Genomic DNA, 14,491 nt, shown 5'->3' on the forward strand with positions numbered 1-14,491 from the left:
TCTTTTTTATGTATTAAGTTTTTTAAATCTACAGCAACATTAACTTATTTATAACCTCTTTACCCATTTCTTCATTAATCATTTTAATAATTTTCTCTTTCCCATAAGACAGTTCTTCTCTTAAAACAGAAGAAGTTAGTCTTACATAAAGAGTTTTATTTTTTAATTCAATTGCATCTGTGTAATTAGCCACTCCGTTTCCCATTAAACTAGTCCATGCTTCTTTTATCTCAACCTTATCAATTCCTGATTCTAATTTATTTTGAGAAACAAAGTTTTTAAGAACATCTTTTATTGAAGCTTCTTCATTAAATCTCTTTGCCATCTTTACCTATTTTTATATCTGTTCTTTTTTTGTAATAATATTTCATTCCTTGTTCGTTTTCCAACATCAAACTTTCATTGGTTAACAATTTAATCTCTTCTTTCCAATCGGAAAATTCAGTGTGATTTAAAATATAAAAGGAATTATCCTTTTCTTCTATTGTAAATTTCTGAATTACATTATTGAGTAAAAAATTTCCGTTATATACTAATCTCACTTTTCGACGAATCCCTTTTTTATTTTCAAACTGAATCTGCTCAACTGCTTCATTTACCTTATACTCTTTTTCAGTTTCATCTGATAATTTTACTTTCTCAATTTCCCAAATGCCATTAAGATTCTGTAAATCTGATTCTTGAATAGTTTCAGAACAAGAAAATAAAACAAAAAGAATAAAACAGGATAGTACTTTTTTCATCTCTTAAAATTTGAAATAAAATTACATATTTCAAACAGATTAATTAAACTATTTTCTATTTTTATTGTCTAATCAAGTAAATGCTTTTTTATGAAACGAATAATTTTCCTTTTCACCTTGTGCTTGTTAGTTCATAGTTGTAGTAATTCTGAAGAAATTGTTAATACAGAACTACCAATTGTTACTACTGACGAAATTACAAATATCTCATTTACAACTGCAACTATTAAAGGAAATGTAGCACAAAATGGAGGCTCAACCATTACTAGCAGGGGTTTTTGTTGGAATACCAGTTCAAATCCTACCATCTCAAATTTTAAAACAAGTGATGGAAATGGTATAGGAGTATTTACTACCAACTTAACAGGATTAGCTGAAAACACTACTTATTACATTCGTGCTTATAGTACTAATAATATTGGAACAGCATATGGCAATGAATTAAGCTTTACCACTGATGAAAATATGTACTTTCCACCTAATGATGCAACTACTTGGGAGACAAAAACTATTGCTAGTTTAGGTTGGAATCAAAACAATGTCCAAGACTTATTAAATTATTTAGAGACAAAAAACTCTAAAGGTTTTATTATACTTCAAAATGGAAAAATTGTCATGGAATATTATTTCAATGGTCATACAAGTACTAGCCCTTGGTATTGGGCAAGTGCTGGAAAAACATTAACAACAACCTTAACAGGAATTGCCGAACAAGAAGGATTATTAAGTAGAACCGATAAAGTTTCAGATTATTTAGGAACAGGCTGGACAAGTGCTTCTTTAACAAAAGAAAATTTAATCACTTGTGAAAATTTATTGTCCATGAGTTCAGGATTAGATGATAGTTTAGGAGATGATGTTTCACCAGCTAATCTTCAATATGTTGCAGATGCTGGAACAAGATGGGCTTATCATAATGTTTATGTAAAATTACAAGATGTGGTTGCAGCTGCATCAGGGCAAACTTGGGATACTTATTTTAATACAAAATTAAAAACACCTATAGGCATGACAGGAACTTGGATTCCAAATGGTGATTTAAGCGTTTATTGGAGCACCACTAGAAGTATGGCTCGTTTTGGTTTATTAGCTTTAAATAAAGGAAACTGGAATGGAACACAAATCTTAAACACAAATTTCTTTGATGACGCAACAACTACTTCACAAACAATAAATCTAGCATATGGCTATTTATGGTGGTTAAATGGGAAATCCAGTTACCATTTACCACAAACTCAATTACAATTTTCTGGAGAATTAATCCCTAATGGTCCTGATGACATGTATATGGCTTTAGGGAAAAATGACCAAAAAATATACGTTAGTCCAAGCAAAAAACTAGTTATCATAAGAATGGGAGATTCGGCTGATGGTTCTAATTTTGCCTTATCCGATTTTGATAATGTCCTTTGGGAAAAAATTAGTGCTGTAATTAATTAAAAAATATAAATTATAAAAAAAGGATGGAACTTAAATTTAAAATCCATCCTTTTTTATTGTGATTTTTATTTACTCAAAAATATTTTTTTCTATCTTCTAATTTTTAAACTAAATAAGATAATTGAAAAATAAAAAACAATAAAACTAATTAGCCTTGTAATAACAAAGATTTTATTATGTGATTCTTCAAAAGGATGTACTACAATAGCTAAAATAACTGAAATAATAAAATACCAAATATATGATACATTTATTAAAAACTTAAAAATGCGAATTAGCATATATTACTTAAAAAAAGAATCAACAAATTCGAACTTATTAAAGACTTGTAAATCATCAATTCCTTCACCTACTCCAATATACTTTACTGGAATTTTAAATTGATCTGATATTCCAATAACTACACCGCCTTTTGCAGTTCCGTCTAATTTAGTTACTGCTAAACTAGTTACCTCAGTAGCTGCTGTAAATTGTTTAGCTTGTTCAAATGCATTTTGACCTGTGGAACCGTCTAAAACCAACATAACATCATGAGGAGCATCTTCAACCACTTTTTGCATAACGCGTTTCACTTTAGTCAACTCATTCATTAAATTTACTTTATTATGTAAACGACCTGCTGTATCAATTATCACTACATCTGCATTTTGAGCTACAGCTGATTGCAATGTATCAAAAGCAACGGAAGCAGGGTCACTTCCCATTTGTTGACGAACGATTGGAACATTAACACGGTCAGCCCAAATTTGCAATTGATCAATAGCTGCGGCTCTAAAAGTATCTGCAGCACCTAAAACAACACTATATCCCGATTTTTTAAATTGGTTTGCTAATTTTCCGATTGTAGTAGTTTTACCAACACCATTAACACCAACAACCATAATTACATAAGGCATCTTACCTTCAGGAATTGTAAATTCAGTTTCATTTCCTGTGTTATTCTCCGCTAATAATCCAGCAATTTCTTCTCTTAAAATTTTATTTAATTCATCCGTTCCAAGATATTTATCAACCGCTACTCTATCTTCAATTCTTTTAATAATTTTTAAAGTTGTATCTACACCAACATCGGATGAAACTAAAATTTCTTCAAGATTGTCCAACACCTCATCATCAACATTGGATTTTCCTGCAACGGCTTTAGTTAATTTTGAAAAGAAAGTTGTTTTTGTCTTTTCTAAACCTTTATCTAAAGTTTCCTTTTTTTCTGAAGAAAAAATTCTTTTAAAAAAACTCATATTATTTTAGTTACTATTTATTGGCAAATGTAAAAATAAAAAAGCTACTTTCAAATGAAAGTAGCTTTTCTATATAATTGAAAAAAAAGAATTATTTCTTTTTTAAGAATTCATCAACTAGTTCAGGAGCCATAACTGCTTCTACGAATGTGTAAGCACCTGTTTTAGGAGATTTAACCATTTTAATAGCTTTGGTTAATCTCTTTGAAGAAGTTTGTAAAGTTGCTACGGTTTTCTTTGCCATGACTTATATTATTTAATTTCTTTATGAACTGTTACTTTTTTCAAGATTGGATTAAATTTTTTAATCTCTAATCTATCTGGAGTATTTTTTTTGTTTTTAGTAGTAATGTAACGAGAAGTTCCAGCTACACCAGAAGCTTTATGCTCTGTACACTCTAAAATAACTTGAATTCTATTGCCTTTCTTTGCCATCTTGATATATTATTAAGGATTCTAGGAATTATTTAATCATTCCGTCTGCTTTTGCTTTTTTAAGAACAGCAGCAATACCATTTTTATTAATTGTCTTTAATGCAGATGTAGAAACCTTTAAAGTTACCCATCTATCTTCTTCAGCAATATAGAAACGCTTTTTAAATAAATTAACAGAGAATTTTCTCTTAGTTTTATTCATAGCGTGAGAAACATTGTTCCCTACCATTGCTCTTTTACCTGTAAGTTCACAAACTCTTGACATTATTTATACTCTTTATTTCGTTATTCAAAATCAGGGTGCAAAGAAACAAAATTGAATCCAATTACACAACAATCTTTTATTAATTTTTTAAAATTTCTTTATAAAGTAATTCGAACGCTTTATTTACCGCTCTCCCAATCACCTTTTCTCGAGGTTGTCCAAAATTAAATTGCTCACAATAAACCTCTTTAGGAGTTGCTAATGCAATAAAAACTGTTCCAATTTCAGCATCAGAATCTCCTTTACTAGGACCAGCATTACCTGTTGTAGCAATCGCATAATCTGACTTAAATATTTTCTGAGATTGCAAAGCCATACTTCGAGCAACTTCTTCACTTACAACAGAAAAATCATTAATCAATTTCTCGTCTATACCTAAAATATTTATTTTAGCTTCCGTAGCATAACTTACAACACTTCCTTTGAAATAAAATGAAGCACCCGAAGTAGTTGTTATTGTTTCAGCTATCTTGCCTCCTGTGCAGCTTTCTGCTAATGACAATGTTACTCCTTTTTCTTTTAAAAGTTTTCCCACTACAATTTCAATGGACTCATCCTCATCTATACTCACGATTATTTCACCAATCAGCTCATACAGTTGTTTAATTTGAACCTCAAGGGCTTCCAATAAACTATCCTCACTTTCTCCTCTCGCTGTTAGTCTTAACCTAACTTTTCCAGGAGAAGGTAAATAAGCTAATCTTATGTTTTTTGGTAAATTATCTTCCCAATCTTCTATTTGCTCTGCTATTAAACTTTCACCTCTTCCATAAGTCATAATAGTTTTATGAACAATATAAGGTCTTTTAAATTGCTTAATTAAACGAGGTATTACTTCATTCTCAATAAGATATTTCATTTCATAAGGAACACCTGGCAAAGAAACAAAAACTGTATTTTCTTTTCTCATCCACATTCCTGGTGCAGTTCCCATTTTATTAAAAAGAATTTCTGCTTTTGAAGGAACCAAGGCTTGTTCTTTGTTAATTTGCGAGATAGGTCTCTTATAAAAACCCTCAATTAATTCTCTTACATGCTCTAAAACCACATTATCTTCAATCAACACATCATCAAAATAATCACAAAATGTTTTTTTCGTAATATCATCTTTTGTTGGTCCTAAACCACCAGTAACTATTACTACATCAACTTTATTTTGAAGATGAAAAAGTGTATTTAGAATATGTTGTTTATCATCAGAAATAGAGAACATTTCATACGTAGCAATTCCAATTTTATCTAATACTTTTGCAATATATGATGAATTTGTGTCAACAATTTGGCCAATAAGAATCTCATCACCAATGGTAACAATTGCAGCTTTCATAAAATATTTGGATTAAATTTTGAAATCTTTTTTCAATTCTTTTATAGCTAAATCCACTCTATCTTTAAGTGATTTATAAACCTCCTTAACATCTTTCTTTTTACCTTCAGATTTTGCCCATGTCATAACCTGAATATTCTCATCATAAGCCAAATCCATTCCTAATAAGTCTAGTGATGGTTTTATCTTATGTGCAGCAGCATAAGTTCTAGAATAATCTTTTTCTTCAATACCTACTTTAATTGATTTTATCTCATCGGGTACTTCCTGCAAAAAAAGATTCACAATTTGAAGTGCAAACTCTACATCGTTCTCAGAAATCTCATACACTTTAGATAAATTGTACTGTAATGCCATATTATTTTATTTAACTTGAATCTTGAAAGCTTGATTATTTTCTATAAACCCTTCTAAAACATCTCCTGCTTTTACAGAAGCGACACCTTTAGGTGTTCCGGTAAAAATAATATCACCTTTTTTTAGAGTGAAAAATTGAGAAACATAAGCAATTATTTCGTCAATTTTCCAGAGCATTAATGAAGTGTTTCCAGTTTGAACAACAACTCCATTACTTCTTAACTCAAAGTTAATATTTTCTAGTGATGATAACGATTTTTTCGGTAAAAAGCTACCAATAATCGCTGAATGGTCAAATGCCTTTGCTTTTTCCCAAGGTAGCCCTTTATTTTTTAACTCATTTTGCAAATCTCTTGCTGTGAAATCAATTCCTAGTCCAATTTCTTCATAATAATTAGAGGCAAATTTCGGACTAATATACCTTCCTACTTTACATATTTTTACCAAAATTTCTACTTCATGATGCACATCTTTACTGAAATCTGGAATATAAAAAGGAGTTTTTTTGGGTAAAACAGCAGTTTCAGGTTTTAAAAAAATAACAGGCTCGGTTGGTCTATCATTATTTAATTCAGAAATATGGTCCGCATAATTACGACCTATACAAATTATTTTCATTTGATTAGTTATTAGTTTTTAGTGAATAGCAATTCGCAAAAAATTGATTACTATTTACTAGTCCCTTATTATTTCGTATTTAATTTTCTTAGTTTAATTCCCGTTAATACTTTTTTGGTATACAAAGGAAAATCAGCATTTTGGAGCCAACTAAAATAACCTGGTTCTTTATCTAAAACTTCTTCTACTAAAACTCCTTTATGTTTTCCAAAAGAAAAAACTTCTTTATCTTCTTTATTTAAAATAATGAAACCAGCAAAATCAACCGTTTTTTTACGAGTAGTAAATTCAGATAATAATTTTATATCATTTTCTAAATCATCATATCTATCTAATTGTGCCTTTAAGATTTCATAAGTAGCCATGGTATCAGCTTCTGCACTATGGGCATTTTCTAAACTTTCATTGCAGTAAAACTTGTAAGCTGCACTTAATGTACGTTCTTCTTTTTTATGAAAAATCGTTTGAATATCTACAGAAACTCTATTTTTCATATCAAAATCCACTCCAGCTCGTAACATTTCTTCTGCTAACAAAGGAATATCAAATCGGTCAGAATTAAAACCTGCTAAATCTGAATCTTTAATCATATTGTAAACATGTGGTGCCAATTCGCTAAAAGTAGGTTCATTTGCAACTTTCTCATCAGTTATGCCGTGAACAGCAGTAGTTTGAGCAGGAATTGGAATAGTAGGATTCACAAGCCAAGTTTTGCTTTCTTTATTTCCATTTGGATAGACTTTAAATACTGATATTTCTACTATTCTATCTCTTGCAACATCAATCCCTGTAGTTTCAAGATCAAAAAAACAGATAGGTCTGTTAAGTTTTAATTCCATTGTTTGTTTTGTTTATTTGCAAAGATAAAATTTAAATATAAAAAAACCGACTAGCTTTTTCAAACTAGTCGGGTAAATAAAATATTTTTTTTAAATATCTCTATTAATATCCCAAGATTCTAAATATTCGGCTACTCTTTTTACAAAGCTACCTCCAAGAGCTCCATCCACTACTCTATGATCATAGGAATGTGATAAGAACATTTTTTGACGAATTCCTATAAAATCTCCTTCTGGAGTTTCAATAACAGCAGGTACCTTTCTAATTGCTCCAAGTGCTAAAATACCTACCTGTGGTTGATTTATAATTGGTGTACCAAAAACTGAACCAAAAGTTCCTACATTCGTAACTGTATAAGTTCCTCCTTGTGTATCATCTGGCTTTAATTTTCCTGTTCTTGCTCTATTTGCTAAATCATTAACCGTTTTTGCCATTCCTACTAAATTCAGTTGGTCTGCATTTTTAATAACAGGAACAATTAAATTTCCATTTGGTAAAGCTGCAGCCATACCTAAATTGATATTTTTCTTTTTTATGATATAATCTCCATCTACAGAAATATTCATTCCTGGAAAATCTTTTAATGCTTTTGCTACAACTTCCATGAAAATTGGGGTAAAAGTTAATTTTTCACCTTCTCTTTTTTCAAAAGAATTTTTTACTTTATCTCTCCATTTTACAATATTGGTAACATCAACCTCAATAAATGATTGTACGTGAGCAGAAGTTTGCACAGACTCAACCATATATTTTGAAATCAACTTACGCATTCTATCCATTTCAACAATTTCATCTCCACCATTCACAGAAACTGGAGCTACTGTAGTAGAAACTGAAGACTGAGCAACAGGAGTTTTTTCAACCTCTTTAGGAGTAGTAGCAACCTGACTTGAAATTACTTGTTTATTTCCTCTATTTTTAATATAATTTAATATATCTTCCTTATTAACTCGACCTGCTGCACCTGAACCCTCTATTGATTCTAATTCTTGTAAAGAAATTCCTTCTGCGGCTGCTATATTCTTAACTAAAGGAGAGAAAAACTTTTCTGATGTCGAATAATCGGCAACAATAGTTTGAGGAGCAGACACTGTTTCTTTTGCAATTTGAACCGTTTCTTCTACTGCCGCTACAGTTTCAGATACATTTTGTTCTTGAGAACTCACTTCTCCTTCATTTTCAGTTTCGATAATGGCAATTGTTTGCCCCACTTGCACCACATCATCTACATTAAACAATATTTCAACAAGTGTTCCTGCAACTTCAGATGGCACCTCACTATCGACTTTATCTGTCGCTATTTCAAGAACTGCCTCATCCATTTCAATTTTATCTCCAACTTTCTTCAACCAGTTGGTTACTGTTGCTTCAGCAACACTTTCTCCCATTTTAGGTAATTTCAATTCAAACTTTGCCATATTTCTAAACTAAAGTTGTTTTTCTGTATTTGTTTTGCAAAAATAATAAAAATAAGATGTGTTTATCAAGAATTTAGTATTATTTTAAAGTAATTTAACTTCTCCTCTATCGTTTGAACTATTACTTCCAATTATAAAATTTGAAGAAGGAAAAAAATTCTTATAGGTAATATTTTGACTCTTATTTGATTGCATAAAATTAATAATTTCTTGGTAACTGAAATCATCTGTGTCAAATATAATTTCAACATTCTTATTATCTATTTGTTTAAACAACTCTAATGAAGCCATATAGCTTATTGGTTTACCTAATTGCAATTCTAATTTTTTTTTGGTAAACACTATATAAATATCAACTTTTCTTAAAATCTCTTTTTGTTGATTCTTTTTTAAAAGCGCAAAAACCAAACTTCCAAATTTCATCATTACATCGAAAAAGAACGATTTTTTAAAATGCTTTTCATAAAAAAATTGCATTGCTTCTCTAAAACGCTTCATATAAGTTCCATCTCTTACTGTACTTTCTCCTTTATAATGAATTACTGTAGTCTCATGAAAATAATAATTATCAAATCCTTTTTGAAGTATTTCATAACTCAAATCAATGTCATCAGAATACATAAAACAATTTTCATCAAATCCTCCTACCTCTAAATAAAGACTTTTTCTCATCATCATAAAAGCACCAACCAAAATATCTACTTTTCCCGATTCATTTTCAGTTATATGTTGGGCGTAATATTGGTTAAACCAACTTACTTTAGAAAAAACCTTATACAATCCAAAAATCTTTGTAAAAGCAACCCAAGGTGTTGGTACTCCTCTTTTACTTTCAGGTAGAAAATTTCCAGTTCCATCAATTAATTTACAACCAATAATTCCAGTGTTTGGTTGCCAATGTTCTGTGTTGAGTATTTTAGTAAAAGTATCTTCTGCCACTACTGTATCTGGGTTGAGAATACAAACATATTCTCCTTTTGCTTCGGCAACACCTATGTTATTTCCTTTGGGGAAACCCAAATTTTGAGTATTTTCAATCAATTTTATATTTGGAAACCGAGTTTTCATCATTTCACAACTCGCATCAGATGAATTATTATCAATTACAATAATCTCACCATCAATATTTTCTAATGCTTTTTGAACACTAAGAACACATTGCTCTAAAAAATAGCGTACATTATAATTAAGTATAATTACCGATAATTGCATGCTGCGAATATAACTATTCTTACAAACTTTAAAAAAACTATTCTTTCTTACTTTTAAGCATAATTAAAAAAATCTCAATATCTTCGAAGTGAAAATAAAAATCTATAAAAAATGAAGACTATATTAAAAATTCTACTTTTATTTTTAACCTTTTCTGTATTTTCTCAAGAGAACATAAAGGAAAATTATGATAAAAAAGAAGTATACATTACTATGCGAGATGGAGTAAAATTATTTACCGCGATTTATACCCCAAAAGACATTTCAAAAGACAATAAATATCCTTTTTTAATGCAACGTACTTGTTATAGTATTGCTCCTTATGGAGAAGATAATTTTAGAAAATCACTTGGACCAAATTCTTTTTTATTAAATGATAAATATATTTTCGTTTACCAAGATGTTAGAGGAAGATATATGAGCGAAGGTGTTTTTACTAACATGACTCCTCAAGTGGAACATTTTAATAAAACCAAAGTTGATGAAAGTACTGACACTTATGACACTATTGATTGGTTAATAAAAAACATTAAGAATAACAATGGTAAAGTAGGTCAATACGGAACTTCTTATCCTGGGTTTTACACTGCGGTTGGAACATTAGCAAATCACCCAGCCTTGGTCGCTTCTTCACCACAAGCTCCTATCTCTGATTTCTTTTTTGATGATTTTCATCATAACGGAGCTTTTCTAATGAGTTATTTTAAAACATTTCCAGTATTTGGGATTCAAAAAACAAAAGCTGAAGAAAAAGCTTGGTACATGGATCAATATATCCGACCTACCTCAAAAGATGGTTTGGTTTTCTATAATGAATTAGGCACAGTAAAAGAAGCAACTGAAAAATATTACAAAGACAACTTCTTTATGCAGGAAGTTATTTCGCATCCTAATTATGATGATTTTTGGCAAAAAAGAAATTTATTACCTCATTTAAAAGGAATTAATCATGCTGTAATGACTGTTGGTGGTTGGTTTGATGCGGAAGATTTAGCTGGACCATTAAACATTTATAAAACCATTGAAAAGACAAGTCCAAAAGCAAAAAACACAATTGTAATGGGACCTTTTTCTCATGGTGCTTGGGGAAGAGAAACTGGAAAACATTACCATAATGATATTTATTTTGGAGATAGTATTGCTACTTTTTATCAAAAAAACATAGAATATAAATTTTTCAATCATTATCTAAAAGGAGATTCAAAAACCGCAGTTGCTTTACCAGAAGCTTATATGTTTGACACTGGTAAAAAAGAATGGAATGAATTTGCTAATTGGCCTCCAAAAAAAGCAACCAAACTTAATTTTTATTTGAGTTCGAATGGAAAATTAGAAACTAAAAAATCAAATAAAACAGCTTATAGCGAATATTATAGTGATCCAAACAATCCAGTTCCAAGTAGTATAAATTATGCCGATTTTAATGGTTTTACACCAAGAAATTATATGAGCGAAGATCAACGTTTTGCATTAAGTCGTCCAGATGTAGTAACTTTTACAACAGATTATTTAACTGAAGATATTACTCTTGCAGGAGAAATTATGGCAAAATTAAAAATTGCTTCTTCTTCAACAGATGCAGATTTTATTGTTAAATTAATTGATATTTATCCTTTAGATGAACCAGAAAACAAAGACAAACCAGATGTAATTTATGCTAACTATCATCAAATGGTTCGTAGTGAAATTATGCCAGTACGCTTTAGAAATAGTTTTGAAAAACCTGAAGCATTAACTCCAAATACAACTACCGAAGTAAATTTTAGATTACAAGACGTTTTACATACTTTTAAAAAAGGACACAAAATCCAAATTCAAATTCAAAGTACTTGGTATCCTCTAATGATGGTCAATCCTCAGAAATTTATAGAAAACCCTTATTTAGCAGAAAAAGAAGACTACACTAAAGCTTTTATCAAAATATTTAACGAAAGCCATATTGAAGTTGATGTTCTAAAATAAAAATTAAACGAGAAAGCTGTCTAAAAATAGACAGCTTTTTTTATGAGTTAGAATTAAAGCAATTTAGTTAATTCTTCAGGATACTTTTAATTGTTCCGAAAAATATGTCGTTCAATAGTTTTCGTTAGATTATTAAAACTATAATATAGGGGAAGTTTGCTTTCATCATCATTTTTACTCATCATCAAGAAATTTAATATACAAAAAATAAACCTCAATTCTAAAGCTTCTAGAAAATTCCAAAATCCAATTCTTTTACCTCAAAATAATAAACTACTTTTGCATTTTCAAACAATTGGCAAATTGTCCCATTGAATAATTGACACATTACTTTTATGAATTACCTTTCAGTAGAAAATATATCTAAGGCTTACGGAGAACGCGTTTTATTTGACAACGTTTCTTTTGGAATCAATAAAGATCAAAAAATAGCTTTCATTGCTAAAAATGGTTCAGGAAAAACGACCATCATGAATATGATTACTGGTTCAGATGAACCAGACACTGGTCAAATTGTACTTCGAAAAGGAATCAATATGGCTTTTTTATCGCAAAGCAATAATTTACAAGACGAATTAACCATTGAAGAAAGTATTTTTGCTTCTGACAATGATACGTTGAAAGTTATTGAAGCCTATGAGAAAGCATTAGAAAATCCAGAAGACGAAGAACTTTATCAAAGAGCTTTTGATGACATGGATCGTCATAATGCTTGGGATTTTGAAACTCAATACAAACAAATCTTGTCAAAATTAAAACTAGAAGATTTAAAACTAAAAGTAAAAAATCTTTCTGGTGGACAAAAAAAACGTCTGTCATTAGCTATTATCTTAATTAACCGACCTGATTTATTGATTTTAGATGAGCCAACGAATCACTTAGATTTAGAAATGATTGAATGGTTAGAAGATTATTTTGCAAAAGAAAACATTACTTTGTTCATGGTAACACACGACCGTTTTTTCTTAGAACGTGTTTGTAATGAAATCATAGAACTAGACAATAATAAAGTATACCAATATAAAGGTAATTATTCCTATTATTTAGAGAAAAAAGAAGAACGAATAGCCTCTGAAAATGCTAGTGTTGACAAAGCTCAAAACTTATTTGTAAAAGAATTGGCTTGGATGCGTCGCCAACCAAAAGCAAGAACTACAAAGTCAAAATCTCGTCAGGATGATTTTTACAAAATCAAAGAAAAAGCAGAAAGTCGTAGAAAAGAAAATGTAGTTGAATTAGAGATTAATATGGAAAGAATGGGTAGCAAAATCATAGAAATGGTTAAGGTTACTAAGAAATTCCCAGAAAAAACAATTCTAGATGAGTTTTCATATTCTTTTCAACGTGGAGAACGTATAGGAATTATAGGTAAAAATGGAACAGGAAAGTCAACATTTTTAAATATTCTAACACAAACTATGCCTCCAGATTCTGGGAAAGTAATCATAGGAGATACTATAAAAATAGGGTATTACACACAAAGTGGAATTAACCCAAAACCAGATCAAAAGGTAATAGATATTATTAAAGAATATGGAGAATACATTCCTTTAACCAAAGGAAGAATTATCTCTGCTTCACAATTACTAGAACGATTCTTATTTGATGCTAAAAAACAATATGACTTTGTAGAAAAATTAAGTGGTGGTGAATTAAAACGTTTGTATTTATGTACGGTTTTAATCCAAAATCCAAATTTCTTAATTCTTGATGAGCCTACAAACGATTTAGACATTGTAACATTAAACGTCTTAGAAAGTTTTCTATTAGATTTTCCAGGTTGTTTATTAGTGGTTAGCCACGATAGATATTTCATGGATAAAATTGTAGATCATTTATTTGTTTTTAGAGGAGAAGGAAAAGTAGAGGATTTTCCAGGAAATTATTCCGATTTTAGAAGTTATGAAGATTCGGCAGAGCCAAAAGAATTAAATAGCGTGAGTACGGAAAAAGTAAATTGGAAAGCAAAAAACGCACCCTCAACTGGTTTATCTTTTAACGAACAAAAAGAATTCAATAAAATTGAACGTGAAATAAAGGATCTCGAATTTGAAAAAGCTAAAATTGAGAAAGAATTCGCTGATGGAAAAGTAGCTGATGATAAAATTGAAGCTAAAGCAAACGAACTTCAGAAAATCATTCAAACATTGGAACAAAAAGAAGAACGTTGGTTTGAATTGAGTGCAAAAGTGGAGTAATTTTAAGTCCCAGTTTTAAGTCTCAGTAAACAGTTTGTAAAGTAGTAATTATGGATTACAAAGAATTATTAGCTTACCAAAAAGGATTCCAATTAGCTATGGAAGTTTTTGAACTATCAAAATCATTCCCAAATGAAGAAAAATATTCATTAACTGATCAAATTAGACGTTCATCTAGAAGTGTTTGTGCAAACATAGCTGAGTCATACAGAAAACGTAGGTATGTAAATCATTTTATTAGCAAATTAACTGATAGTGATGCTGAAAATTCAGAAACTAGTGTTTGGCTGGATTTTGCGGTTGAATGTAACTATATTTCAAAAGAAGATTATGTCAATTTAATTAATAAATCAACTGAAATAGGAAGATTAATTAATTACATGATTAACAATCCTACTAAATTTGGCTGCAATCAATAAACTGTAAACTGCGACTAAA

The 14,491-nt window shown here is 30.0% G+C and carries 16 protein-coding genes; 4 read left to right on the forward strand and 12 right to left on the reverse strand.

What is annotated here, in order from left to right; translation table 11 throughout:
- Window positions 1-28 precede the first annotated feature (28 nt).
- Complete coding sequence (locus ACULEV_RS11760) at window positions 29-325, reverse strand: DUF721 domain-containing protein (RefSeq protein WP_445455253.1); 297 nt, start codon at window positions 323-325, stop codon at window positions 29-31.
- The gene (locus ACULEV_RS11765) at window positions 309-743 is read right to left on the reverse strand and encodes a hypothetical protein (protein WP_445455254.1); all 435 of its coding nucleotides are present in this window, start codon (window positions 741-743) and stop codon (window positions 309-311) included. The genes ACULEV_RS11760 and ACULEV_RS11765 overlap by 17 nt, the downstream gene beginning before the upstream one ends.
- 90 nt (window positions 744-833) lie before the next feature.
- Here ACULEV_RS11765 and ACULEV_RS11770 point away from each other — a divergent pair, with 90 nt between their 5' ends.
- The gene (locus tag ACULEV_RS11770) at window positions 834-2,183 is read left to right on the forward strand and encodes a serine hydrolase domain-containing protein (RefSeq protein ID WP_445455255.1); all 1,350 of its coding nucleotides are present in this window, start codon (window positions 834-836) and stop codon (window positions 2,181-2,183) included.
- 284 nt (window positions 2,184-2,467) lie between these two features.
- Here ACULEV_RS11770 and ftsY read toward each other — a convergent pair whose 3' ends face one another.
- The 10 genes from ftsY to ACULEV_RS11820 all read right to left on the reverse strand — a co-directional run bounded on the left by ftsY (window position 2,468) and on the right by ACULEV_RS11820 (window position 9,893).
- On the reverse strand, window positions 2,468-3,421 hold the full coding sequence (ftsY, locus tag ACULEV_RS11775; RefSeq protein WP_445455256.1) for a signal recognition particle-docking protein FtsY: 954 nt from the start codon (window positions 3,419-3,421) through the stop codon (window positions 2,468-2,470).
- A 91-nt stretch (window positions 3,422-3,512) separates the two neighbouring features.
- Entirely contained in the window at window positions 3,513-3,665 is a 153-nt protein-coding gene (locus tag ACULEV_RS11780; protein ID WP_140999350.1) for a DUF4295 domain-containing protein, read from the reverse strand.
- An 8-nt stretch (window positions 3,666-3,673) separates the two neighbouring features.
- Entirely contained in the window at window positions 3,674-3,856 is a 183-nt protein-coding gene (gene rpmG / locus ACULEV_RS11785; protein WP_026714106.1) for a 50S ribosomal protein L33, read from the reverse strand.
- 28 nt (window positions 3,857-3,884) lie between these two features.
- On the reverse strand, window positions 3,885-4,121 hold the full coding sequence (rpmB, locus tag ACULEV_RS11790) for a 50S ribosomal protein L28 (RefSeq protein ID WP_140960944.1): 237 nt from the start codon (window positions 4,119-4,121) through the stop codon (window positions 3,885-3,887).
- 79 nt (window positions 4,122-4,200) lie between these two features.
- On the reverse strand, window positions 4,201-5,448 hold the full coding sequence (locus ACULEV_RS11795; protein ID WP_445455257.1) for a CinA family nicotinamide mononucleotide deamidase-related protein: 1,248 nt from the start codon (window positions 5,446-5,448) through the stop codon (window positions 4,201-4,203).
- A 12-nt stretch (window positions 5,449-5,460) separates the two neighbouring features.
- Complete coding sequence (locus tag ACULEV_RS11800; RefSeq protein WP_445455258.1) at window positions 5,461-5,805, reverse strand: Hpt domain-containing protein; 345 nt, start codon at window positions 5,803-5,805, stop codon at window positions 5,461-5,463.
- A gap of 6 nt (window positions 5,806-5,811) precedes the next feature.
- Window positions 5,812-6,423 (reverse strand): fumarylacetoacetate hydrolase family protein, encoded by a 612-nt coding sequence (locus ACULEV_RS11805; protein WP_445455259.1) that lies wholly within the window; start codon window positions 6,421-6,423, stop codon window positions 5,812-5,814.
- A 68-nt stretch (window positions 6,424-6,491) separates the two neighbouring features.
- Window positions 6,492-7,262 (reverse strand): exonuclease domain-containing protein, encoded by a 771-nt coding sequence (locus tag ACULEV_RS11810; RefSeq protein ID WP_445455260.1) that lies wholly within the window; start codon window positions 7,260-7,262, stop codon window positions 6,492-6,494.
- Between the two features lie 90 nt (window positions 7,263-7,352).
- A complete protein-coding gene (locus tag ACULEV_RS11815) occupies window positions 7,353-8,681 on the reverse strand; it encodes a dihydrolipoamide acetyltransferase family protein (RefSeq protein WP_445455261.1) in 1,329 nt (442 codons plus the stop codon).
- Between the two features lie 84 nt (window positions 8,682-8,765).
- A complete protein-coding gene (locus tag ACULEV_RS11820) occupies window positions 8,766-9,893 on the reverse strand; it encodes a glycosyltransferase family 2 protein (RefSeq protein ID WP_445455262.1) in 1,128 nt (375 codons plus the stop codon).
- 111 nt (window positions 9,894-10,004) lie between these two features.
- Between ACULEV_RS11820 and ACULEV_RS11825 the strand changes: the two genes are divergently transcribed.
- The 3 genes from ACULEV_RS11825 to ACULEV_RS11835 all read left to right on the forward strand — a co-directional run bounded on the left by ACULEV_RS11825 (window position 10,005) and on the right by ACULEV_RS11835 (window position 14,472).
- Complete coding sequence (locus ACULEV_RS11825; RefSeq protein ID WP_445455263.1) at window positions 10,005-11,855, forward strand: CocE/NonD family hydrolase; 1,851 nt, start codon at window positions 10,005-10,007, stop codon at window positions 11,853-11,855.
- Window positions 11,856-12,190: 335 nt separating this feature from the next.
- Window positions 12,191-14,053, forward strand: coding sequence for an ABC-F family ATP-binding cassette domain-containing protein (locus ACULEV_RS11830; protein WP_445455264.1), 1,863 nt, complete (start codon window positions 12,191-12,193; stop codon window positions 14,051-14,053).
- A 50-nt stretch (window positions 14,054-14,103) separates the two neighbouring features.
- Window positions 14,104-14,472 (forward strand): four helix bundle protein, encoded by a 369-nt coding sequence (locus ACULEV_RS11835; RefSeq protein ID WP_445455265.1) that lies wholly within the window; start codon window positions 14,104-14,106, stop codon window positions 14,470-14,472.
- The last annotated feature ends 19 nt before the right edge of the window (window positions 14,473-14,491 follow it).

The sequence above is a fragment of the Flavobacterium sp. HNIBRBA15423 genome, from assembly GCF_052655965.1.